This window comes from Agromyces ramosus, assembly GCF_030817175.1.
In the GTDB taxonomy this organism is placed as follows: domain Bacteria; phylum Actinomycetota; class Actinomycetes; order Actinomycetales; family Microbacteriaceae; genus Agromyces; species Agromyces ramosus_A.
Genome location: NZ_JAUSYY010000001.1, coordinates 3,477,093 through 3,499,250 on the forward strand (window position 1 = coordinate 3,477,093; position 22,158 = coordinate 3,499,250).

Genomic DNA, 22,158 nt, shown 5'->3' on the forward strand with positions numbered 1-22,158 from the left:
CGGGATTACGACCCCGATGCCGCGGCGGCCTCGCTGACCTCGCGCACCGCTTCGTCGACGCCGCGGTTCCACGGCGTGCCGTGGCCGGGGAGCACCCAGGTGGCTCCGAGCCCCTCGAGCCGGCGGAGTGACGCAAGCGCCTCGGCGGGGTCGTCGGTGAACGGCGCCGGCTGCGGGCCCAGCGCGCCGGTGAGCACGTGCCTCGTGGTGAGCGCGTCGCCGACGAACACGGCGTCGGCGATGGGGACGTGGATCGCGATGCTGCCGGGGGAGTGCCCCGGCATGCCGATCACCCGCGGCGCGCCGGGGAGGTCGAGCACGTCGCCGTCGCGAACGGCGACGACCTCGGTGAGCGGCGTCGTGCGCAGCCCGCTGTTCCGCAGGGCGTACCAGAGGAATCGCGCCGTGGGGCCGACCTTCATGTGGCCCCATTCGGGCTTCGAGGCGACCTCGCCGCGGGCGCGGGCCGCGTCAGCCTCGTGCACGTGGATCGGCACGCCGTGGTCGCGGCGCAGCCGCTCGGCGAAGCCGATGTGGTCGGTGTCGCCGTGGGTGAGCACCACTCCTCGGATGTCGACGAGCGAACGGCCCATCGCCTCGAGCTCGGCCGTGAGTTCTCGCCACTGGCCGGCGAGCCCGGCGTCGATGACCGTGACGCCCTCGGCCGTGTCGACGAGGTAGACCGCCACGATGTCGGAGCCGATGCGGTGCAGGGAGGGGCCGAGTCTCATCATGGTTCCTTGCCGGTCGAGTGTGTCGTGATGGTGATAGCTATGCTACATAGCTATGATGGCTACGGTCAATAGCCGTACGAACCGATGGATGGAGTCCCGATGCCGACACCCGACCGCACCTCGCTCGACGAGATCGTCGCCGCCGGACGCTCGCTGCTCGAATCAGGCGGTCTCTCAGGCCTCACGATGCAGGCCGTCGCCGACCGAGTCGGCGTGCGTGCGCCATCGCTCTACAAGCGGGTGCGCGATCGCAGCGAGCTCGTCGCGCGCGTCGCGGAGGCGACCATCCGCGAGCTCGGCGACCGGCTGGATGCCGCCGCCGCGGGCGAGCCCGATCCGCGACGGGCCCTCGCGGCGCTCGCGCGCGCCGTGAGATCGTTCGCGCGCGGGCGGCCGGTCGCATTCGGGGTCGTGTTCAGCCCCGGCGCCGATCTCGACCTCGATCCCGAGTCGCTTGCGCGGGCGAGCGCCACGGTGATCCGCATCGCGGCCGAGCTCGCCGGCGAGGAGCGCGCGCTCGACGCGGCGCGAACCGTGACCGCCTGGCTGAACGGGTTCGTCGGAATGGAGCTCTCGGGCGCGTTCCGCCTCGGCGGCGACGTCGACCGCGCGTTCGAGTTCGGCATCGTCACCCTCACGGAGGCCCTGACGCGGCGTGGGTGAGTTGTGCCAGGCGGCCTCTTGCCATTCCCGGGACCCCGCACTAGCATCGGTTTCAGTTAGTGCGCGTTAACTGTGCGCATGCGAGGCATCGTTGCGAGAGGCCGTGGGTGTGCGCCGCTGCTCACCGGCAGAGGAAAGGACCCCGGCCCGATGAAGATCGTCGTCCTCGTGAAGGAGGTCCCCGACACCTACGGGGAACGCAAGCTCGACCTCGAGACGGGACTCGCCGACCGTGCCGCGAGCGAAGCCGTGCTCGACGAGATCAGTGAGCGGGCACTCGAGGTGGCGCTCTCGTTCGCCGACTCGAACGATGCCGAGGTCGTCGTCGTGTCGATGGCGCCCGAGAGCGCAGCCGCGACCGTTCGCAAGGGCCTCGCGATGGGAGCGGCATCCGCCGTGCACGTCGCCGACCCCGCCCTCGCCGGAGCCGACCTCGGTCTGACCGCCCGCGTACTCGCGGCCGCGATCCGCCGAACGGGGTTCGACCTCGTGATCACCGGCAACCTCTCGACCGACGGAAGCGGCGGCGTGCTTCCCGCGATGCTGGCCGAACTGCTCGACGTGCCGAACGCGACCGCCCTCTCCTCGGTCGAGATCACGGCCGACTCGGTGTCGGGCACGCGCAACACCGACGACAGCACCATGCGTGTCAGCACGAAGCTGCCCGCCGTCGTCTCGATCACGGAGGCGCTCCCCAATGCGCGCTTCCCGAACTTCAAAGGCATCATGGCGGCCAAGAAGAGGCCGTTCGAGACGTTGAGCCTGGCAGATCTCGGCATCGAGCCGAATGATTTCTCGGTCGCCATGTCGATCATGACCGCCATCGCCGAGCGGCCCCCGCGTGCAGCGGGCATCAAGATCACCGATGAGGGCGATGGCGGCACGAAGATCGCCGAGTACCTGATCGCGAACCGGCTGGTCTGAGAGGAACACATGCCCGACTACCCCGCAGACTCGATCCTCGTGCTCCTCGAGACCTCGCCGGGCGGTGAACTCGCCACGAGCGCCGCCGGTCTCCTCGGCGCCGCCTCGCTCATCGGCACGCCCATTGCCCTCGCGGTCGTCCCGCCCGGCCAGGCGCAAGCGCTCGCCGAGCAGGCTGCCGCTGCCGGAGCAGCCAAGGTCCTCGCCGTCGAGACGAACTCGACGCAGTCCCAGCTCACGGTGCCGCTCGTCGACGCGCTCGAGGCCGCCGTCGCTGCCGTCGACCCTCACGCCGTGCTCGTCTCGAACTCGATCGACGGCCGCGACATCGCAGGCCGCTTCGCCGCCCGCACGAGCGCCGCGATCGCCGTCGACGCGATCGGCGTCTCGCGCGACGACGAGGGCATCATCGCCCACCACTCCGTCTACGGCAGTGCGTACAGCGTCGACTCCGCCGCGACCTTCGGACCGCTCGTCGTGACCGTGCGACAGGGCGCCATCGAAACGCGTGCCGACGCACGACCCGTTGCGCTCGAGCAACTCGACGTGCACGCCTCGGGCGCGGCGTCCGCCACCATCGACTCGATCGAGCCCGTGATCGAGACGTCGAGCCGCCCCGAGCTGCGGGGAGCGACGCGGGTCGTCTCGGGCGGTCGAGGCCTCGGCTCAGCCGAGAAGTTCGCACTCGTCGAGGATCTCGCCGACACGCTCGGCGCCGCCATCGGCGCATCGCGCGCCGCCGTCGACGCCGGCTACATCCCGGCGAGTCACCAGGTGGGGCAGACCGGCGTCTCGGTATCGCCGCAGTTGTACATCGCGCTCGGCATCTCGGGTGCCATCCAGCATCGCGCCGGCATGCAGTCCGCCAAGAACATCATCGCCGTGAACAAGGACCCCGACGCGCCGATCTTCGAGGTCGCCGATTTCGGCGTGGTCGGCGATGTCTTCACCATCGTGCCGCAGCTCATCAGCGCCCTCGCCGAGCGGAAGCGGTGACCAGTGGCCGCCCACATGCCGACCGCGCGCCGCGGCCTTCCTCGCCAACGCGGGGGTGGCGCCTGGCCTCCGGTCGGCGAGGCGCCCGACGACCTCGTCGCCGCGCCGGCAGAGCCCCTCGCGTCGGCTGAAGCACCGGTTGCAACGGCAGCTGCTCCGTCGGTCGCGGCCGCTCCGGTCGTCGTCGCACCGGCATCGCACGCTCGCCTTCGAAGCGGGCTTCCGCGGGCGACGGGCGGTCCGCCGTGGCCGGAGGCCGGCGAGGCGCCTCGCGCGGCGGACCCCGAGGTGACGGATGCCGCGGCCGTCGCTCCACCGGCGAGTGTCGGCGAGTCGAGGCAACTGCCGGCCGCTCCTCAGCCTGCCGCACCACAGCCCGCCCCCGCCGCTGCGCGCGCGGCGGCATCCGTCAGTGCGGTACGTCGCGGCCTGCCGCGAGTCGCCGCGGGAGAGCCGTGGCCGTCGCCATCGCCGGTCGTGCCGGTCGCAGTATCCACGGCCGCCCCCGCGCCGGTCGTCGCCTCGGTACCGGCGGCTCCAGTTCCCGCGACCGCCGTCCCCCCGGCGCCGGCACCTCCCATCGCCCCACCACCCGCGCCTTCCGCAGCGGCACCTCCCGCAGCAGTACCTCCCGCCCCGGTCCCTACCGCCGCGGCGTCGGCGCCCGCGGCGTCCGCGACCCAGGCGAGCGCCACCACGGCCTCCGGTTGGAAGCGATACGGCACGCTCACGCCGAGGCAGTGGGTCGGCGCATCCGTTGTCGGCATCCTCGCGATCATCGGCGCCGCGACCATCGTCGTCCAGCTCACGCGGTGGTTCCTCGGGCTGGACTTCATGCAGGACTTCCTGGCGACCTATCCGGGCGAGGTGCACCTGCCCGAGGGTGCGCCGGTGGGCCTGCCGGCCTGGCTCGGCTGGCAGCACTTCTTCAACGCCTTCCTCATCGTGCTCATCATCCGCTCGGGGCTGCAGATGCGCACCGAGAAGCGACCGGTCGCGTTCTGGACCCCGCGATGGTCCAAACTCGGGCGGAAGATCAGCCTGAACCTGTGGTTCCACCAGGCGCTCGACGTCCTCTGGCTGGTGAACGGCGTCATCTTCGTCGTGCTCCTGTTCGCCACCGGCCAGTGGATGCGCGTCGTGCCGACGAGCTGGGAATACCTCCCGAATGCGGTCTCGGCCGGGCTCCAGTACTTGTCGCTGGACTGGCCGCTCGAGAACGGCTGGGTCAACTACAACAGCCTCCAGGTGCTCGCATACTTCGCGACGATCTTCATCGCGGCGCCCCTCGCCGTCGCGACCGGCGTGCGCATGTCGGGGGTCTGGCCGAAGAACGCGGCGACGCTCACCCGGGTCTACCCCGTCGAGTGGGCACGCGCCGTGCACTTCCCGGTGATGCTGTACTTCGTCGCCTTCATCGTGGTGCACGTCGTGTTGGTCTTCACGACCGGGATGCTTCGCAACCTGAACCACATGTACGCGGCGCAAGACGCCGACAACTGGCTGGGCTTCTGGATCTTCGTCACCTCACTCGTGGTGATCGCGGCGGCGTGGGTCGCGGCTCGACCGACGGTGCTTGCCCCGATCGCGGGAGTGTTCGGCAAGGTCGGTCGGTAGCGCTGCGGCGCTTGTCATTTCAGTTAGCGACCGCTAACATCTACTTCAGTTAGTGCGCGCTAACTGGATGGCGCGCGGACTTGTCGCAGAGAGGCGCGGATGGTCACGCACATGAGCCCGCCCGATCGTCCATCGACGCCGAGCCCGCACGCCGCGCCGCCGCGGCCCTTCGACCGAGTGCTCGTCGCCAACCGCGGCGAGATCGCCGTTCGGGTCATCCGAACGCTGCGCCGCCTCGGCATCCGCTCGATCGCCGTCTACTCCGACGCCGACGCCGACGCGCCGCACGTGCGGCTCGCCGACGAGGCGGTGCGAATCGGGCCGGCGCCCGCGACCGAGAGCTACCTCGACCCCGAGCGCATCATCGCCGCCGCCCTCGAGACCGGCGCCGAGGCCGTGCACCCGGGCTATGGATTCCTCTCAGAGCATGCCGGCTTCGCCCGGGCGTGCCGCGATGCGGGGTTGGCGTTCGTCGGGCCCGGCATCGAGGCGCTCGACGTCATGGGCGACAAGATCCGTGCCAAGCAGCACGTCGAGGCGTCGGGTGTGCCGACGGTGCCGGGCGTCGCCGACCCGACGCTCGACGATGCCGCGCTCCTCGTGGCGGCCGACCCCGTCGGCTTCCCCGTGCTCGTGAAGCCGTCGGCGGGCGGCGGCGGCAAGGGCATGCAGATCGCCCGCGATGCCGGCGAACTCGCCGCAGCACTGCCCGCGGCGCGCCGCATCGCGCTTGCGGCCTTCGGCGACGACACGCTGCTGATCGAGCGGCTCATCGAGCGCCCCCGACACATCGAGGTGCAGGTGCTCGCCGACGCACACGGCACCGTCGTGCACCTCGGAGAGCGCGAATGCTCCCTGCAGCGACGGCACCAGAAGGTCATCGAGGAGTCGCCGTCACCGCTGCTCGATGCCGCGACGCGGTCGCGGATCGGGCAGGCTGCGTGCGACGCCGCCCGAAGCGTCGACTACCTGGGTGCGGGCACGGTCGAGTTCCTCGTGTCGGATGTCGCGCCCGATGAGTTCTTCTTCATCGAGATGAACACCCGGCTCCAGGTCGAGCACCCCGTGACGGAGCTCGTCACCGGTGTCGACCTCGTGGAGCAGCAGCTTCGCATCGCCGCGGGCGAGCGGCTCGCCTTCGCGCAGGACGAGATCCAGCTGCGCGGGCACGCGATCGAGGCCCGCGTCTATGCCGAGACCCCGCACCGCGGCTTCCTCCCGTCCACGGGTTCGGTGCTCGCCTGGCGGGCTCCGGCCGGCGAGGGCGTGCGAGTCGACGCGGGCATCGACGAGGGGCTCGAGATCACCGCCCACTACGATCCGATGATCGCCAAGGTGATCACGTACGGCTCCGATCGCGCTCAGGCCCTCGACCGGCTCGACCGCGCACTCGCCGACACCGTGGTACTCGGCGTCGACACGAACATCGCCTTCCTCCGACGGCTGCTCGCCGACCCCGCGGTGCGCTCGGGTGACCTCGACACCGGATTGATCGACCGGATGCCCGAGCTCGATCACGCCGACCTGTCGCCATCGCTCGTCGAGGCGGCTGCGCGCCGGCTCGCGAGTGACGAGGCCGCCGACCGGCTCGCGTCGGCCGCCATAGGGCCGAGAGCGTGGCAGTCGGCAATGGGCTGGCGCCCGGGGTCTGCGCGTCCCACCGAGGTGCTCCTCGCCCCGCGCGATCATCCGCACGATGTGCGGTCGGTCGTGGCGGAGCCCGACGGCACCCAGCCTGCCCGCCGCCCCGACGACACGGTTTCACGGGTCGGCGACGACGGCTCGGTCTGGGTCCACCGCGATGGCGAGTCGGCCGCATTCGTGCGCATCGACCGTCGCGCCCACGCCGAGCATCGTCGAGCCGCAACCGAACGCGGAGGCGCGCTCGCTGCCGACCCCGAGCTGCGCGCACCGATGCCGGGAACCGTCACCGCGGTGTTCGCAGTCGATGGCGACGCGGTCGAGGAGGGCGACGCCATCGTCGCCATCGAGGCGATGAAGATGGAGCACCGCGTCGTCGCCGCACTCGACGGCACCGTTCGGCTCAGCGTCGCCGTGGGCGATCTCGTGAGTCGTGACCAAGCGGTCGCACGCATCGAGCCGCACCCTCTGGCATCCGAATCCGACTCGACCGACGGCCCTCACGAGGGCGCCGTCGCACACGCATCCCACCAGGAATGAGGAACACCATGCACGACCTGAGTCCCGAGGAACAGCAGCTCTACGACATGGTCTGCGAATTCGCCGACACCGTGGTCGCCCCCCAGTCGTACGAGGCCGACCGCACCCACACGTTGTCGATGGACGTCGTCGCGCAGATGGGCGAACTCGGCCTCTTCGGCCTGCCATTCCCCGAGGAGCTCGGAGGCCAGGGCGGCGACTACATGGCGCTGGGGCTCGCCATCGAGGCACTCGCCCGTGTCGACCAGTCCATCGCGATCACCCTCGAAGCGGCCGTCGGGCTGGGAACCATGCCGATCTTCCGTCACGGAACGGATGAGCAGAAGGCCGAACACCTGCCTGACCTCGTCGCCGGACGCGCGCTCGCCGGGTTCGGCCTCACGGAGTCCGAGGCCGGGTCCGATGCCGGCGCCACGCGCACGACGGCGGTGCTCGAGGGTGACGAGTGGGTCATCAACGGCTCGAAGCAGTTCATCACCAACTCGGGCACGCCGATCACCAAGTTCGTCACCGTCACGGCGGTGACCGGTGAGCGCACGCGCCCCGACGGCTCGGTGTCGAAGGAGTTGTCGACGATCATCGTCCCGAACGGCACGCCCGGCTTCACCGTCGGCCCGGGATACGACAAGTCGGGCTGGCGCGCCTCCGACACGCACCCGCTGACGTTCGACGACGTGCGGGTGCCCGCCGCCAACCTGCTCGGTGAGCGGGGCCGCGGCTTCGCCAACTTCCTGCGCACGCTCGACGAGGGGCGCATCGCGATCGCCGCGCTCGCGACGGGTGTGGCGCAGGGCTGCCTCGACGAGGCCCTCGCCTACGCGAAGACCCGCAACGTCTTCGGCGTGCCCATCGCCTCCCACCAGTACATCGCCTTCACGATCGCCCAGATGCAGGCGCGCGTGTACACCTCCCGCCTTGCGTGGCACGACGCCGCTCGGCGTGTCGACGCGGGCCTCCCGTTCAAGAAGGAGGCCGCGATGGCGAAGCTCGTCTCGAGTGACGCGGCCATGCTCAACTCGCGCGATGCCACCCAGATCTTCGGCGGCATGGGTTTCATGAACGAGAGCCTCGTCGCCAGGCACTACCGTGACTCGAAGATCCTCGAGATCGGCGAGGGCACGAACGAGGTGCAGCTCATGGTCATCGCACGTGAGCTGGGCCTCGAGTAGGAGGTCCCCATGACGGATGTCCCGATGCGCGAGGTCGTGCAACGCGGCCTCTGGTTCGAGGAGTTCGAGGAGGGCGTGCGCTACCTGCATCGTCCAGGTCGCACGGTCACTGAGGCCGACAACGTCCTGTTCACCACGCTCACCATGAATCCGCAGCCGCTCCACCTCGACGCGGCATGGTCGGCCGACCAGCCGTTCGGCCAGCGGCTCGTGAACTCGCTGTTCACGCTCTCCACGCTCGTGGGGCAGTCCGTCAGCCAGCTCACGCAGGGCACCCTCGTGGCGAACCTCGGATTCGGCGCGGTCGCGTTCCCGCACCCGGTCTTCGTCGGCGACACGCTCTACGGCGAGAGTGTCGTGGAGTCGAAACGGCTCTCGTCGTCGCGTCCCGGCGAGGGCGTCGTCTCGCTGGCCCACACGGCGCGCAACCAAGATGGCGTGGTGGTCGCCACGGCGTCCCGCACGATGCTCGTGTGGACGCGCGAGGCGGGCGAACGGGCCGCGGCCGCTGGTGGAGCCGGCCGCGAGGAGGCCGACGGATGACGCACCCGCCGTTCCGCTTCGGCCCCGCGCTGCTCTTCTGCCCGGCCGACCGGCCCGACCGGTACGCGAAAGCGCTCGAGCGCGCCGACGCGGTGATCCTCGATCTCGAGGATGCCGTCGCCGAGGATGCGAAGGAGGCGGCGCGTGCCGCGCTCGTCGCAACGCCCCTCGATGCCGAACGCGTGATCGTGCGTGTGAACCCCGCGTCCACGCCGCACCTCGCCCGCGACCTCGCAGCGCTCGCCGAGACCGAGTACCGCACGGTGATGCTCGCGAAATGCGAGGACACGGCCGATCTCGTCGCCCTCGCCGACTTCGAGGTCATCGCGCTCGCCGAGACCGCGCGAGGGGTGCTCGCCGCGGCCGAGGTGGCCGCCCTGCCGAACGTCTCCGCCCTCATGTGGGGCGCCGAAGACCTCGTCGCCTCCTTGGGCGGCTCGTCGAGCCGTTTCGCCGACGGCACCTACCGCGACGTCGCGAGGCATGCCAGGTCCCAGGTGTGCCTCGCGGCGGGCGGCAACGGCATCGCCGCCGTCGATGCCGTGCACCTCGAGATCGGCGATACGGCCGGCCTCCGGGCCGAGGCTGAAGACGCCGCAGCGCTGGGCTTCGCGGCAACCGCCTGCATCCACCCGTCGCAGGCCGACATCGTGCGAGCGGCGTACCGCCCCGACGCCGACCGCCTCGAGTGGGCGCGCGCGGTCGTCGCGGCTGCGGCCGACGAGCCCGGCGTGTTCGCGTTCCGCGGCTCGATGGTCGATGCGCCGCTGCTCCGCCAGGCGGCGGCGCTGCTTCGGCGCGCCGGCCACTGAGCTGCGGCGGCCACGCCCTCGAGCACGCCGAGCGGATGCCGCGACCACACGTTCGGTCGCGGCATCCGCTCGCTCGTCAGACGGCGACGTCGCGGCGCCGGAACACGATCCAGCCGATCACGAGGAGCACCGCCGCAACGGCGTAGAGCAGCCAGATCCGCCAGTCCCAGCCGTTGGTCAGCGGCTCGGAACCGAACGCCCAGGCATACGGCGACCAGTCGTGCAGGCCATCGAGGTCGTCGCTCTGGTTCGAGAGGGCGTTCATGACGTAGCCGTAGACCGCGATGCCCGCGCCGGCCCCGAGGGCCCAGCTGCGCCGGCCGGCGATGGCGCCGACGGCGATCGCGGCCGCCGCCGAGAGGAAGCTCAGGCCGACGAGCGCGGCTGAGGTCGCGACCAGCGGCCCGACCTCGATGCCGAGCTCCGACGGCTCGTTCAGCGCGAGCACCGTCACGACGGCGACGAGGGCGAGCCAGGCGAGCTTCACGAGCACTGCGGCGCTGCGTTCCGCGAGCACCTGGCCACGCGTCACGCCGTGCGCGAGGGTGAGCTCGAGCTGTCCGTTCTCCTCGTCGTTCGCGATCGCGCCGGTGCCCCAGCCGACCGCGGCGATCGTGAGCAGCACGAACCCGACCAGGCCGAAGAACGTCGACTGGGCGTAGCCGGCGCCGGTGCTGATCTGGTCGTAGCCGATGGTGCGCACGAGCTCAGGCGGAAGCGACTCGACCAGCTCCTGCATCTGGCCGTTGCCGCCGAACGACGGGTAGATCGGCAGGTAGAGCAACAACGTCGCGACGACGCCGGCGGTCCAGCCGGCGAGTCCGCGCCAGGAGTCCGCGAGAGTGCGGCGGAAGAGGGGAAGCACCCGGTTCATTGCACGCCCGCCTCGTCGTCGTAGTAGGCGAGGACGGACTGCTCGAGGTCAGGCTCCTCGATGGTCAGATCGACGAGGTCGTGCCCGGCGAGCGCCTTGACGAACGAGTCGACATGCGTGTCGAGGGTGGCCTCGACGCCGACCGTGCCCGGCAGGTCGCCTGAGACGCGCAGCTCCGCCACGCCCGGCACGCGTTCGAGCGTCGCCTGGAGTGCGGGAGCATCGGCCTCGGCGACGATCACCCGCACCCGGCGCACCGCCGCCTCGCGGAGGCCGGCGACCGTCGCGAGCTTCACGATGTTGCCGGCGCGGAGGATGGCGACCTCGTCGGCCGCCTGCTGCACCTCGCTCAGCACGTGCGAGCTCAGGAGGACGGTGCCGCCGCGCCGCTTCACCTCGTGCAGCATGCGAAGGAACTCCTGCTGCACGAGGGGGTCGAGCCCACTCGTCGGCTCATCGAGCACGAGCAGCTCGGGCTCGTGCATGAACGCCTGGATCAGGCCGAGCTTCTGCTTGTTCCCCTTCGAGAGGCTGCGGACGGGCCGTGCGAGATCGAGGCCGAGTCGATCGGCGAGCGAGTCGACGACGCCGGCGCGCACCGGCCCGGAGATGTGCGCATAGTGCGCGAGCAGCTCGCGGCCCCGGATGCGGCTCGCGAGGTGCAGCTCACCGGGCAGGTACCCGATGCGGCGCCGCAACGCGGCCCCTCCGGTGCGCGGCTCCTCGCCGAGCACGCGCAGCTCGCCGCCCGACGGGCGGATAATGTCGAGGAGCAGGCGCATCGTCGTGGTCTTGCCGGCGCCGTTCGGCCCGATGACGCCGAACACGCCGCCTCGGGCGATGTCGAGGTCGATGCCGTGGAGCGCCGTGCGTGATCCGTATCGTTTCGTGAGGCCGCGCGTCGTGACGGCGGCGGTTGCGGTCGTGGTCATTCCGGTCCGTTCCGAGGTCGAGTGGTCGACGGATGCCCCAGCGGTGCTCCGTCGGTTGTGACGTGTCAGTCGGTGCGCGGGGGATCGGGGTCCTGGTTCGGGTTGCCGGGTCCCTTGTCGGAACGCATGGTCTCGCCGGTGGCGATGGTGCCCTCGAGGGCCGCACGGGCGGCGTCGAGCACGGTCGTGTCGGTGTAGAGGCCGTGGGTGTAGAGCTCGAGCGACGGCAGGGTCATTCGGCGCACGCCCGCCGAGCTGTCGAGCGGCACGCCGAGCACCCGCGCGACCTGCTCGCGGAGGAGGAGCGGCGCGAGGCCGTTGAGCGTGATCATGACGGCGCGCATCTCGGGGTCGTCGCTTGGATGCATCGCGCCGGTGTCGACGCCGTGCTCGAGCATGGCGGCCGTCTCGCGGAGCAGCAGGTCGAAGAGCCGGTTGCCGCCCTCGCCGCCCGCCGCCAGCATGGTCGCGAAGTACTCGATGAACGGATGGAAACGGCTCGGGTCATCGAGCCAGCCGCGCATCGTCTCCGCGATCGCCGGCCCCTCCGTCAGCCCCTTCTCGCTCACCAGCTCGCGGACGAGCCACTCGTCGCACGCCTGGCGCAGTCCGTCTTTCGAGCCGAAGTGGTGGATGACGAGGCCTGGGCTCACCCCGGCGTCGCGCGCGATGTCGCGAACCGACGTGCCGTCGTAGCCGTGCGTGCCGAATCGGGCGATCGCGGCGTCGCGGATGCGGGCGTTCGCCGTGAGGTCGGTGGAGCGGGTTGAACGCATGTTCACCATGCTAAACAATTGCTCAGCCCGGCGGCAAGACCTCTGGCTGCAAACGATTCGATAACAGTTCACGCGGCGTTTCTCGGAGCGCATACCCCGCCACGTATGGTCGAAGTCAATCCTGGGGAGGAGGAGCGCGTGGCACGACGGCACCTGTATCGAGCCAACACGGCGAGCGTCGCGGGGGCGGCACTCGCCGAGGCCACCGAGCTCGACACCGATCTGGCACGAACGTCCGTCGCCGGTGTCGAGGTGACGGCAGCCGACGCGGCGATCCGTCACGCCTCATCCTTGGGTGACACGCTCTCCTCGAACCCCATCTCCGGTCCGATCACCGTGCCGTGCCGCGTTGCCATCGGCGAGACCGGCATCGAGGCGCATCCGCTCGCTCTGGGTGGCAGCACCTTCGGGTGGACGCTCGGACCCGAAGCGGCCTTCGATGTGCTCGACCGTTACGCCGGGGTCGGCGGAACGCTCGTCGACACCGCCGACAGCTACGCGGCCGGCCGCAGCGAATCGATCATCGGCACGTGGATGGACTCCCGCGGCACGCGCGACCGCATGACCGTCATGACGAAGGTCGGGCGTCACCCCGACCACCGCGGCCTCGGCCCGGTCGACCTCACAGCGGCCGTCGACGACTCGCTCACGCGGCTCCGCACCGACCGCATCGACGTGCTGTACTTCCACGGCGACGACCCCATGGTCCCGCTCGAGGAGAGCCTCGGCGCGGTCGACGCGCTCATCGCCGCGGGCAAGGTGGGCGTGATCGGCGCCTCCGACTTCTCGCCCGAACGACTCATCGAGGCTCGGGTCCTCGCCGCCAACGGGCTGCCGCGGTTCCAGCTGCTCACCGCGAGGTACAACCTCATGGACCGTCTCCCGTTCGAGGGTGCGCCCGAACTCGTCGCGCACGCGCAGGGACTGGCCGTCCTGCCCTATTTCGGACTTGCGAACGGATTCCTCGGCGGGCAAGTACGGCGTCGGGCCGACGTGCGCCACGACGCACGCGGGGCCCGGCAGGCCCGCCACCTCGGGCGGCGCGGCCACCGCGTGCTCACCGCGGTCGACGAGATCGCCTTCGCGCACGGCGTGCAGCCGGCGACCATCGCGCTCGCATGGCTGCTCGCCAAGCCGACGGTCGTCGCACCGGTCGTGAGCGCGAGCCGGCCCGACCAGGTCGACGCGCTCGTCGCCGCGGCATCCGTCGAGCTGCAGCGCTCGGAGCTCGTCGAACTCGACCGCGCTTCAACCTGACGCCACGCCGAGCGGCTCGCCGTGCCGCATCCGACCCGCGCGTTCCCGACGCCGGTGCCATAGGCTGTTCACGATGAACGGCGCCGTCGACCTCCCTCTCGGCACGTCCGAACTCTCCTTCCAGGCGGCGGGCGACTCGCGCGTACGGCGCAGCATCCTCCCCTCTGGCGTGCGGGTGCTCAGCGAACAGGTGCCGGGCAGCCGCAGCGTCACGGTCGGCTTCTGGGTCGCCGTGGGCTCCCGCGACGAGCAGCGCGCCGAAGCCGCCCACCCGGCGACCTACGGGTCGACGCACTTCCTCGAGCACCTGCTGTTCAAGGGCACCGCGACGCGCACGGCACTCGACATCGCGATCTCGTTCGACGCGGTCGGCGGTGAGCACAATGCCATGACCGCCAAGGAATACACCTGCTACTACGCGAAGGTGCAGGATCGAGAGCTCCCCATGGCCGTCGAGGTGCTCGCCGACATGTTCACCTCCTCGCTCCTCGACCCCGACGAGTTCGAGAACGAGCGCGGCGTCATCCTCGAAGAACTCTCGATGGCCGGCGACGACCCAGCCGACGTGGCGAACGAGCGGTTCTTCGAAGCGGTGCTGGGGGAGCATCCGCTCGGTCGCCCGATCGGCGGCAGCCCCGAGGCGATCCGGCTCGCCACCCGCGACGCCGTGTGGGAGCACTACCGGGCCAACTACCGGCCCAGTGACCTCGTGGTCACGGTCGCCGGCGCCGTCGACCACGACGTGCTCGTCGCCGAGCTCGAGCGCGCGCTCACGACCTCCGGCTGGGACCTCTCGGTCACGGATGCCCCGGTCGAACGTCGTTCGCCGGGCAGCTCGCCGCTCGCGGTCGGCCGCCCCCTCACCGTCGTCGAGCGGCCCAACGAGCAGGTGAACCTGCTGCTCGGCGTTCCGGGCCTCGTCGCAACCGACGAGCGACGCTCGACCATGAGCGTGCTCAACGCGATCTTCGGGTCGGGCATGTCGTCGCGGCTCTTCCAGCAGGTCCGCGAGCGTCGCGGACTCGCCTACTCGGTGTACTCGTTCGCGCCCGCCTACTCCGACGCGGGGCTGTTCGGCATGTACGCCGGGTGCGCACCGGCCAAGGCCGGCAACGTCGCCGAGCTCATGCGCGCCGAACTCGAACGGCTCGCCGAGCACGGCGTCACCGCCGACGAGCTCGCGCGTGCGGGGGGCCAGCTCGCGGGTGCCTCGGCGCTCGCCCTCGAGGACTCCGACACGCGGATGTCCCGCCTCGGGCGCGCCGAGCTCACCCTCGGCGAGTTCGTCGACCTCGACGAGGCGCTGCGCCGCATCGCACTCGTCACCGAAGACGACGTCCGGACGCTCGCGGCCGACCTCGCCGCCCGGCCGTTCTCGCTCGTCGCCGTCGGCGCGATCGACGAGTCGGCGTTCCGCACCGCGGTCGACCAGGCCGCCCCGAGCATCGACGTCGCCTGAGCGGCCCGAGCAGTACAGGAACCGATACACGTGCCACACCACCTCTACCTCGTCCGCCACGGCGAACAGCTCGATGCCGAGCACGGCATGCCCGACGGACCCTTGTCACCCAGAGGCAGGCGTCAGGCCGAACTCCTCGGCGAGCGGCTCGGCGGCATCCCGTTCGACAACGCGTGGCACTCGCCCCTTCAGCGGGCCACCGAGACGGCAGCGATCATCGCGGCGAAGATGCCGGCCCTGAACCCCGAGCCGTCGGCGTTGCTGTTCGACTGCATCCCGTCGGGTCCCGCACCCGAGACGCCGAAGGTGTACGACCCGTTCTTCGGGTCGGTGACCGAGGCCGAGATCGAGGCCGGCAGCGCGCAGATGGCCGACGCCCGCGCCGAGTTCCTGCGCGGTCACCGCGAAGACCGGCACGACCTCCTCATCACGCACAACTTCGTGATCGGCTGGTTCGTGCGCGAAGTGCTCGACGCACCGGCCTGGCGCTGGGTCGGCATCAACCAGGCCAACTGCGGGCTCACGGTACTGACCCAGCGGTCGGGCAGGCCATGGAACCTCGTCACGCACAACGACCTCGCGCACCTGCCGCCCGAGCTGCGCACCGGACTCCCTGAGGCCTACGGCGTCTGACCCGCCGTCCGGGCGGTCAGTCGAGGCGCTTGCCGAACCAGTGCGTCGCGTTCGGGTTCGCGTTGTACGGCTCGACCTCGGTGTATCCGCTCGAGCGGTAGAGGGCCCCGGCCGCTTCGAGGCTGGCATTCGTGTCGAGCACGACCTCCTGGGCGCCGAGCTCATGCGCCCGCCGCTCGAGTTCCGCGAGCAGTCGGCGTCCCTCGCCGTGCCCGCGCGCCGTGGGCGCGAGCCACAGGTGCTTCACCTCGAAGCGCACCTCGTTGGTGTCTGGGCGTCGCTGGATGCGGCGAACCCCGCCGCAACCCACCGCCTCGTCGCCATCGTCGACGATGAGGAACACGCCGGCCGGGGGAGTGAACTGCGCGCTCGACGGCCACGTGGGCGAGTACGCGCCCTGTGTGGCGGGGAACCCGGCCGCGCGCTCGGCGAAGTACGCCTCGAGCAGGGCGTGCCCGTCGGCATCGGTGACGTCGGCCTCTCGGAAGCGCAGCATGCTCCAAGCCTATTCGTGTCCGAGGTGGCGGCATTCCGGTCGGATGCCTCCGCAACCCTCCCGCACGGTGCCTTGGTAGGGTGAGTGCCGTGACGATACGGGTGGCCGTGGCCGGTGCGACGGGCAAGATGGGCAAGCTGGCAGTGCGGCTCATCGAGGCATCCGACGATCTCGAATTGCATGCGGCGCTCGACTCGCGCTCGAGCCTCGACGAGATGCTCGGCGCGGACGTGGCGCTCGATGTCACGCACCCGGGTGCCAGCGCCGGCATCGTCGAGTTCGCGACCGGTGCGGGAATCCCGATCGTCGTCGGCACGTCGGGCTGGTCGAGCGACCGCATCGCCGAGATCACCCGCTTCGTGCGCGGCCACGCCGACGCCGGCGCCGTGCTCTTCATCCCGAACTTCTCGGTCGGCAGCGTGCTCGGCACCGCGTTCGCAACCCTCGCCGCGCGCTTCTTCGACTCGATCGAGATCGTCGAGGCGCATCACGCGAGCAAGGTCGACTCGCCGTCGGGCACCGCGGTGCGCACCGCCGAGCTCATCGGCGCCGCCCGCGGCGATGCCGGGCCCGTCGCGGCGCCGCACACCGACCAGCGCGCCCGCGGCCAGCTCGTGTCGGGCGTGCCCGTGCACAGCCTGCGCATGTCGGGGCTCCTCGCCGAGCAACGCGTCGTCTTCGGCGGCGAGGGCGAGACACTCACGATCACGCACTCGACGCTCTCACCGACCTCGTACGAGGCGGGCATCCTGCTGGCGCTCCGCAGCGCGCCCGAGGCCGACGGCGTGCTCGTGGGGCTCGATGCCCTGCTCGACCTCGGCCTCCCTACGCGATGACCGCGAAGTACAGCGCGCTCCTGATGGCCGCGCTGCTCGCGGTCTACGTGGTGCTCGTCGGCTGGCGTGCCGTGCAGTTCGTCTCGACCGGAGAGCCGGTCGGTGTGGCCATGGGCATCGCCCTCATCGTGCTGCCGATCATCGCGGCGTGGGCCATCTGGCGCGAACTCGCGTTCGGCATCCGCTCGCAGGCGCTCGTGAAGCGGCTCGACGCCGAAGGCGGTCTCGACCTCGGACTCCCGCTATTGCCGAGCGGTCGCCCCGAGCGTTCCGCGGCCACCGCGGCCTTCGACGGCTTCCGCGCCGATGTCGACGCCGAGCCGGCATCGTGGCGCGCGTGGTTGCGACTCGGCCTCGCCTACGACGCCGCCGGCGACCGCCGGCGTGCCCGACAGGCCGTGCGGAAGGCTATCGAACTGGAGCGCGCCGCCCGCTGAGCATCGTCTCGAGTGCCGCCTCGACGGTGGCGTGCCGGAATCGGTAGCCGTCGTCGATGAGCCGCTGCGGGCGCACCTTCTGGCTCGAGAGCAGCAGTTCGTCGGCGGCACGACCCAGCGCGATCTCGAGCATTCGCTCGGGAACCGTGAACGCGTAGGGCCGGTGCATCTGCTCGGCCATCGCGGTCATGATGCGGTCGGCCGTCGCTGGGGTGGGACCCGAGAGGTTGACCGGTCCCGCGACACGGGACGTGAGCAGGTGTGCGATCGCACCGACCTCGTCGTCGAGCGAGATCCACGGCCAGTGCTGGCCGCCCGTGCCGAGCCGTCCCGAGACGCCGAGACGTGTGAGGGTGCCCACCCGCTGCATCGCCCCGCCATGACCGACCACGATGCCGGTGCGGAAGACGACGGTGCGCGTGGTTTCCGGGGCGAGGAAGGCCGCCGACTCCCACTTCGCGACGACATCGGAGAGGAAGCCGGTTCCGGCGCTCGAGTGCTCGGTCAGCAGCTCGCCGGGCCGATCACCGTAGTACCCGACGGCCGACGCGTTCAGCAGCACCGCCGGCGGGTTGCGGGCCTTGCGCATCGCGTCGGTGATGGTGCGGGTCGCGGCGACCCGGGAGTCGAGGATCTCGCCCCGGTACGAGCGCGTCCACGGCAGGCGGGCGAGCGAGGCACCCGAGAGGTTCACGACCGCGTCGACCCGGTCCATGACGGTGAACTCGATGATGCCGGCCGTCGGCGACCAGGATGCCTCGTCGGGACTCTGCGCCCGACGTCGCACGAGGCGCACCACCTCGTGCCCGTCGGCGAGGAGGCGCTCGACGAGCGCGGTACCGATGAAGCCGGACGCGCCGGCGACGAGCACCCGCACCGTCAGGCGAGTTCGGCTTCGATCGTGATCGGGATGCTGAGCGCCTGGGAGATCGGGCAGTTGCGCTTCGCGTCTTCGGCGATCGCCTCGAACTGCTCTTCAGAGATGCCGGGAACCCGCGCACTCACGAGCAGGTGACTGCCGAGCACGCCCTTGCCGGCCTCGAACGTGACGGCCGCGGTGGTCTGGATGCTCTCGGGCGGCGTGCCCGCCTGCGCGAGCGCGAGCGAGAGCGCCATCGAGAAGCACGACGAGTGCGCCGCGGCGAGCAGCTCCTCGGGGTTCGTCGTGTTCGCCTGCCCCTCGGATCGCGCCTTCCAGTTGACGGCGAACGTGGCGAGGCCCGACGAGTCGAGTGCGACGTTGCCGCCTCCCTCGAAGAGCGTGCCGGTCCAGACGGTGGTCGCTTCACTCGTGACTGCCATGGGTCCTCCTCATCGAGCCGAGATCCCAGCCTAGCCCGCGACGACTCCGGTGTGTCAGGTCCTCGCGATGACTCTGGCACGCACGAGCAGCAGGTAGATCTGGCATCCGAGGCAGTACCCGAACGCGGCGTTCAGGAAGGCGGCGACGAAGGCGAGCCCGGCGGCGATCGGCACCGCGTTCTCGACCCCGAACGCGCCCAGGATGACGCCGGCGACGGTCACCACGAACCCGACGGCCTGGGCGAACGTCGGTGGGCGCGGATCCTCGAGGTCGGCCGGCGGCGCGAGCCGGGGGCGCACGAGCCGCTGAAAGATCACGCCGAAGGGGTTGCGGCGCACGCCGGCCACGGCGCTCCACGCGAAGACGGCGCTGAGCGCGGCGAGCAGGACCCAGGCGGCGAGTTCCGCTCCTCCGACGGCGAGCACGACGGTCGCGAGCAACAGCGTCGCGGTGATCGCTGCAGCGAATCGCGGGCCGCGCGGGTCGATGCCGGCGGGTTCGGCTGCTTCAGTGCTGGACATGGGTCCTCCCGGTGAGGGTGTCGAGATGGCGGCGCACCGCGGCGGCACGAGGGACGCCGCCGATGCGGGCGGTGAGCGCGCCATCGGCGCCCAGGATCAAGGTCGTCGGCGTCTGCAGCACCGCGAACCGGGCCGCGAGGTCGGCGCGGTGCGTGAGGTCGATCTCGACGTGGCGCACCCCGTCGTAGTCACCCGCGACGGCCGAGAGTTGCCGAGCGGTCGGGCGGCAGCCGCTGCAGTACTCCGTCGAGAACTGCACGAGCGTGGCCCGGTCTCCGAGCGTGTCGGCGTCGAGGTCGAGCGCAGCGGCGGCACTCGTGCCGGCAGGGCCGGGGGCGGCCGTGCCGGAGGCGACACGCACCCGGCCGGTGCGCGCCTTCCAGACGAGCCCGACCGCGGTCGCGGCCGCGAGCAGCGCGACGCCCGCGATGAGTGCAGCCGGCCAGTCCATGCGGTGATGCTACGTGGGGCGGATGCCCCGCCGGCGGTGTGTGACGGACGATGACGGGCTGCCGCGGCGCGCGCCGGGGCATCAGCTCGCTGTCGGCGGGCGGGGTTACGATCGACCCGATGGCCGAGACGATTCCCACGCCCTACGAAGACCTGCTGCGCGATGTGCTCGAGCACGGCACGCACAAGACCGATCGCACCGGCACGGGCACGCGCAGCGTGTTCGGGCGCCAGCTGCGGTTCGACCTCTCGCAGGGCTTCCCGCTCGTCACCACGAAGCGCGTGCACTTCAAGTCGATCGCCTACGAGCTGCTGTGGTTCCTACAGGGCTCGTCGAACGTCGGCTGGTTGCGCGAGCACGGGGTCACCATCTGGGACGAGTGGGCGGATGCCTCGGGCGAGCTCGGTCCCGTCTACGGCGTGCAGTGGCGCTCGTGGCCGACGCCCTCGGGCGAGGTCATCGACCAGATCTCGCAGGTCGTCGAGCAGATCCGCACGAATCCCGACTCACGCCGGCTCATCGTGTCGGCGTGGAACCCCGCCGACATCCCCGACATGGCGCTCGCTCCCTGCCACGCGCTGTTCCAGTTCTACGTGGCCGACGGCAAGCTCTCGTGCCAGCTCTACCAGCGCAGTGCCGACCTCTTCCTCGGGGTCCCGTTCAACATCGCGTCGTACGCGCTGCTCACCCACATGGTGGCCGAGCAGACCGGGCTCGAGGTCGGCGACTTCGTCTGGACCGGCGGCGACTGCCACATCTACGACAACCACGTCGAGCAGGTGACCGAGCAGCTCACGCGCACGCCCTTCCCGGCACCCACGCTGCGGTTCGCCCGCACGCCCGACTCGCTCTTCGGCTATGAGTTCGACGACTTCGTGGTGGAGGACTACCAGCATCACCCGGCTATCCGTGCCGCGGTCGCCGTATGAGCGTTGCCGGCGACGTTGGCCGCTCGTCGCCCCGCGTGGGGCTCATCTGGGCCGAGGCCGAGGGCGGTGTCATCGGCCGCGACGGCGGCATGCCCTGGCACGTGCCCGAAGATCTCGCCCACTTCAAGCAGATCACCCTCGGTGCTCCGGTGATCATGGGCCGAAAGACCTGGGAGTCGTTGTCGCCGCGGTTCCGGCCGCTGCCCGGCCGCCGCAACATCGTCGTCACCCGGCGGGCCGACTGGTCCGCCGAGGGCGCCGAGACCGCCGCATCGGGCGAGGCGGCACTCGAGCTCGCGGCCGAGGGCGACGACGAGTGGGTGTGGGTCATCGGAGGCGCCGAGCTGTTCACTGCGGTCGTCGACCGAGCCGATCGGCTCGAGGTCACCGAGCTTCGCCACGACGACGGTGACGCCGGCGCGTTCGCGGCCGCCGAGGGCGACGTGCTCGCGCCGGCCATTCCCGCTCCCTTCCGGCTCACTGCCGCCGATCCACCCGAGGGTGCGCACGTCTCGCGCTCCGGCATCCGCTACCGCTTCCTCAGCTACGCCCGGGCCTGAGCTCCACTCCCGCGGGGTGGCCTGCGCCGGATCGGGTGCGCGCGAACCGATACGCTGGAGGGCGTGACTTCTGAGAATCCCTTCGGACAAGTGCTCGTCGCACTCGTCACGCCGATGACGGCAGACGGCGAAGTCGACTGGCCCGGAGTCGAGAAGCACATCGACGACGTCATCACGGCCGGGGCCGACGGCATCGTCGTCACCGGCACCACGGGCGAGACGTCGACGCTCACCGACCCCGAGAAGATCAGGCTCGTCGAGGTCGGCAAAGACGTCGCGGCCGGTCGCGCGAAGATCATCACGGGCGGCGGCTCGAACGAGACCGCGCACGCGATCGAACTGTACAAGCACAGCGAGCAGGCCGGTGCCGACGGCATCATGATCGTGACGCCGTACTACAACAAGCCCACCCAGGCCGGCATCCTCACGCACTTCCGGCTCGTCGCCGATGCCACCGACCTCCCGGTCATCCTCTACGACATCCCGGGTCGCACGGGCGTGCCCATCAAGTACGAGACGATCCTGCGCCTCGCGAAGCATCCGAACATCCTGGCGGTGAAAGACGCCAAGGGCGACTTCTCCGAGGTCAGCCGGGTGCTGAACCAGACCGACCTGATGTACTTCTCGGGCGACGACGCGAACGTGCTCCCGCACCTCGCGATCGGCGCCACCGGGCTCATCGGCGTGACGTCGAACATCGCGCCGGCGCCCTACCGCCAGATCATCGACGCTGTGAACGCGGGCGACCTGGCGACCGCGACGGCCGCGCATCGCCAGCTCGAGCCGCTCGTACGCGCGGTCATGACGCACGTGCCCGGCACCGTCGCGGTGAAGTACATCCTGCACGGCCTCGGGCGCATCGCGAGCCCGCGTGTGCGGCTTCCCCTCGTCGGCCCCGAAGAATGGGAGGCCGCACTCATCGAAGACGAGATCGACCTCGTGCAGGGCATCGCGGGCGTCGACTTCCACAACTTCCGTCCCGACCGCAACGCCGCCGCAGGCGGCGCGTTGCCGAAGGTGGCGGGCACCACGCGCTGAGCGCACCCTCGGGCGTT

The 22,158-nt window shown here is 70.9% G+C and carries 25 protein-coding genes; 16 read left to right on the forward strand and 9 right to left on the reverse strand.

The features are described 5' to 3' along the window. Positions 1-5 precede the first annotated feature (5 nt). The gene (locus QFZ26_RS16280; protein ID WP_307043955.1) at positions 6-734 is read right to left on the reverse strand and encodes an MBL fold metallo-hydrolase; all 729 of its coding nucleotides are present in this window, start codon (positions 732-734) and stop codon (positions 6-8) included. 99 nt (positions 735-833) lie between these two features. Here QFZ26_RS16280 and QFZ26_RS16285 point away from each other — a divergent pair, with 99 nt between their 5' ends. From QFZ26_RS16285 to QFZ26_RS16320, 8 genes are all read left to right on the forward strand, one after another. Continuing rightward, positions 834-1,397 carry a TetR/AcrR family transcriptional regulator gene (locus tag QFZ26_RS16285; RefSeq protein WP_307043957.1) on the forward strand — a complete coding sequence of 188 codons (564 nt, stop codon included), beginning with the start codon at positions 834-836 and terminating at the stop codon, positions 1,395-1,397. 150 nt (positions 1,398-1,547) lie between these two features. Then, the gene (locus QFZ26_RS16290) at positions 1,548-2,321 is read left to right on the forward strand and encodes an electron transfer flavoprotein subunit beta/FixA family protein (RefSeq protein ID WP_307043958.1); all 774 of its coding nucleotides are present in this window, start codon (positions 1,548-1,550) and stop codon (positions 2,319-2,321) included. 9 nt (positions 2,322-2,330) lie between these two features. Then, on the forward strand, positions 2,331-3,317 hold the full coding sequence (locus QFZ26_RS16295; RefSeq protein WP_307043960.1) for an electron transfer flavoprotein subunit alpha/FixB family protein: 987 nt from the start codon (positions 2,331-2,333) through the stop codon (positions 3,315-3,317). A gap of 3 nt (positions 3,318-3,320) precedes the next feature. Beyond that, positions 3,321-4,934, forward strand: a complete 1,614-nt coding sequence (locus QFZ26_RS16300; RefSeq protein ID WP_307043962.1) for a cytochrome b/b6 domain-containing protein — start codon at positions 3,321-3,323, stop codon at positions 4,932-4,934. A gap of 111 nt (positions 4,935-5,045) precedes the next feature. Further along, on the forward strand, positions 5,046-7,115 hold the full coding sequence (locus QFZ26_RS16305; RefSeq protein WP_307043964.1) for an acetyl/propionyl/methylcrotonyl-CoA carboxylase subunit alpha: 2,070 nt from the start codon (positions 5,046-5,048) through the stop codon (positions 7,113-7,115). An 8-nt stretch (positions 7,116-7,123) separates the two neighbouring features. Further along, the gene (locus QFZ26_RS16310; RefSeq protein ID WP_307043967.1) at positions 7,124-8,284 is read left to right on the forward strand and encodes an acyl-CoA dehydrogenase family protein; all 1,161 of its coding nucleotides are present in this window, start codon (positions 7,124-7,126) and stop codon (positions 8,282-8,284) included. 9 nt (positions 8,285-8,293) lie between these two features. After that, positions 8,294-8,827: a MaoC family dehydratase gene (locus tag QFZ26_RS16315; RefSeq protein ID WP_307043969.1), complete on the forward strand. Its 534-nt coding sequence runs from the start codon at positions 8,294-8,296 to the stop codon at positions 8,825-8,827. Further along, on the forward strand, positions 8,824-9,639 hold the full coding sequence (locus tag QFZ26_RS16320; protein WP_307043971.1) for an HpcH/HpaI aldolase/citrate lyase family protein: 816 nt from the start codon (positions 8,824-8,826) through the stop codon (positions 9,637-9,639). Before QFZ26_RS16315 ends, QFZ26_RS16320 begins: the two co-directional genes overlap by 4 nt. A gap of 76 nt (positions 9,640-9,715) precedes the next feature. Here QFZ26_RS16320 and QFZ26_RS16325 read toward each other — a convergent pair whose 3' ends face one another. The 3 genes from QFZ26_RS16325 to QFZ26_RS16335 all read right to left on the reverse strand — a co-directional run bounded on the left by QFZ26_RS16325 (position 9,716) and on the right by QFZ26_RS16335 (position 12,221). After that, positions 9,716-10,513, reverse strand: coding sequence for an ABC transporter permease subunit (locus QFZ26_RS16325; protein ID WP_307043973.1), 798 nt, complete (start codon positions 10,511-10,513; stop codon positions 9,716-9,718). After that, positions 10,510-11,445 carry an ABC transporter ATP-binding protein gene (locus QFZ26_RS16330; protein WP_307043975.1) on the reverse strand — a complete coding sequence of 312 codons (936 nt, stop codon included), beginning with the start codon at positions 11,443-11,445 and terminating at the stop codon, positions 10,510-10,512. The genes QFZ26_RS16325 and QFZ26_RS16330 overlap by 4 nt, the downstream gene beginning before the upstream one ends. A 65-nt stretch (positions 11,446-11,510) precedes the next feature. Continuing rightward, positions 11,511-12,221, reverse strand: a complete 711-nt coding sequence (locus QFZ26_RS16335) for a TetR family transcriptional regulator (protein WP_307043978.1) — start codon at positions 12,219-12,221, stop codon at positions 11,511-11,513. A gap of 138 nt (positions 12,222-12,359) precedes the next feature. On the opposite strand from QFZ26_RS16335, the gene QFZ26_RS16340 reads away from it, so the two are divergent. The 3 genes from QFZ26_RS16340 (at position 12,360) to QFZ26_RS16350 (ending at position 15,570) form a co-directional block, all read left to right on the forward strand. Then, positions 12,360-13,478 carry an aldo/keto reductase gene (locus QFZ26_RS16340; RefSeq protein WP_307043980.1) on the forward strand — a complete coding sequence of 373 codons (1,119 nt, stop codon included), beginning with the start codon at positions 12,360-12,362 and terminating at the stop codon, positions 13,476-13,478. Between the two features lie 73 nt (positions 13,479-13,551). Then, the gene (locus QFZ26_RS16345; RefSeq protein ID WP_307043982.1) at positions 13,552-14,937 is read left to right on the forward strand and encodes a M16 family metallopeptidase; all 1,386 of its coding nucleotides are present in this window, start codon (positions 13,552-13,554) and stop codon (positions 14,935-14,937) included. A 30-nt stretch (positions 14,938-14,967) separates the two neighbouring features. Continuing rightward, positions 14,968-15,570: a histidine phosphatase family protein gene (locus QFZ26_RS16350; protein ID WP_307043984.1), complete on the forward strand. Its 603-nt coding sequence runs from the start codon at positions 14,968-14,970 to the stop codon at positions 15,568-15,570. Positions 15,571-15,586: 16 nt separating this feature from the next. On the opposite strand, the gene QFZ26_RS16355 is transcribed toward QFZ26_RS16350, so the two are convergent. Further along, positions 15,587-16,066, reverse strand: coding sequence for a GNAT family N-acetyltransferase (locus QFZ26_RS16355; protein WP_307043986.1), 480 nt, complete (start codon positions 16,064-16,066; stop codon positions 15,587-15,589). A gap of 89 nt (positions 16,067-16,155) precedes the next feature. On the opposite strand from QFZ26_RS16355, the gene dapB reads away from it, so the two are divergent. Next, complete coding sequence (dapB, locus tag QFZ26_RS16360; protein ID WP_307043988.1) at positions 16,156-16,902, forward strand: 4-hydroxy-tetrahydrodipicolinate reductase; 747 nt, start codon at positions 16,156-16,158, stop codon at positions 16,900-16,902. Then, positions 16,899-17,339: a tetratricopeptide repeat protein gene (locus tag QFZ26_RS16365; RefSeq protein WP_307043990.1), complete on the forward strand. Its 441-nt coding sequence runs from the start codon at positions 16,899-16,901 to the stop codon at positions 17,337-17,339. Before dapB ends, QFZ26_RS16365 begins: the two co-directional genes overlap by 4 nt. Here the strand turns inward: QFZ26_RS16365 and QFZ26_RS16370 are convergent. From QFZ26_RS16370 to QFZ26_RS16385, 4 genes are read right to left on the reverse strand one after another with little or no spacing between them, the layout of a single operon-like run. Then, positions 17,311-18,216, reverse strand: coding sequence for a TIGR01777 family oxidoreductase (locus QFZ26_RS16370; protein WP_307043992.1), 906 nt, complete (start codon positions 18,214-18,216; stop codon positions 17,311-17,313). The genes QFZ26_RS16365 and QFZ26_RS16370 overlap by 29 nt on opposite strands. A 2-nt stretch (positions 18,217-18,218) precedes the next feature. After that, positions 18,219-18,641, reverse strand: coding sequence for an OsmC family peroxiredoxin (locus QFZ26_RS16375; protein ID WP_307043994.1), 423 nt, complete (start codon positions 18,639-18,641; stop codon positions 18,219-18,221). Positions 18,642-18,695: 54 nt separating this feature from the next. After that, the gene (locus tag QFZ26_RS16380; protein ID WP_307043996.1) at positions 18,696-19,163 is read right to left on the reverse strand and encodes a DUF4395 domain-containing protein; all 468 of its coding nucleotides are present in this window, start codon (positions 19,161-19,163) and stop codon (positions 18,696-18,698) included. After that, the gene (locus tag QFZ26_RS16385) at positions 19,150-19,614 is read right to left on the reverse strand and encodes a thioredoxin family protein (RefSeq protein ID WP_307043998.1); all 465 of its coding nucleotides are present in this window, start codon (positions 19,612-19,614) and stop codon (positions 19,150-19,152) included. Before QFZ26_RS16385 ends, QFZ26_RS16380 begins: the two co-directional genes overlap by 14 nt. A 119-nt stretch (positions 19,615-19,733) precedes the next feature. Between QFZ26_RS16385 and QFZ26_RS16390 the strand changes: the two genes are divergently transcribed. The 3 genes from QFZ26_RS16390 (at position 19,734) to dapA (ending at position 22,141) form a co-directional block, all read left to right on the forward strand. After that, positions 19,734-20,543 carry a thymidylate synthase gene (locus QFZ26_RS16390; RefSeq protein ID WP_307044000.1) on the forward strand — a complete coding sequence of 270 codons (810 nt, stop codon included), beginning with the start codon at positions 19,734-19,736 and terminating at the stop codon, positions 20,541-20,543. After that, positions 20,540-21,103, forward strand: a complete 564-nt coding sequence (locus QFZ26_RS16395; protein ID WP_307044002.1) for a dihydrofolate reductase — start codon at positions 20,540-20,542, stop codon at positions 21,101-21,103. The genes QFZ26_RS16390 and QFZ26_RS16395 overlap by 4 nt, the downstream gene beginning before the upstream one ends. Before the next feature lie 63 nt (positions 21,104-21,166). Then, positions 21,167-22,141, forward strand: coding sequence for a 4-hydroxy-tetrahydrodipicolinate synthase (dapA, locus tag QFZ26_RS16400; protein ID WP_307044003.1), 975 nt, complete (start codon positions 21,167-21,169; stop codon positions 22,139-22,141). Positions 22,142-22,158 lie beyond the last annotated feature (17 nt).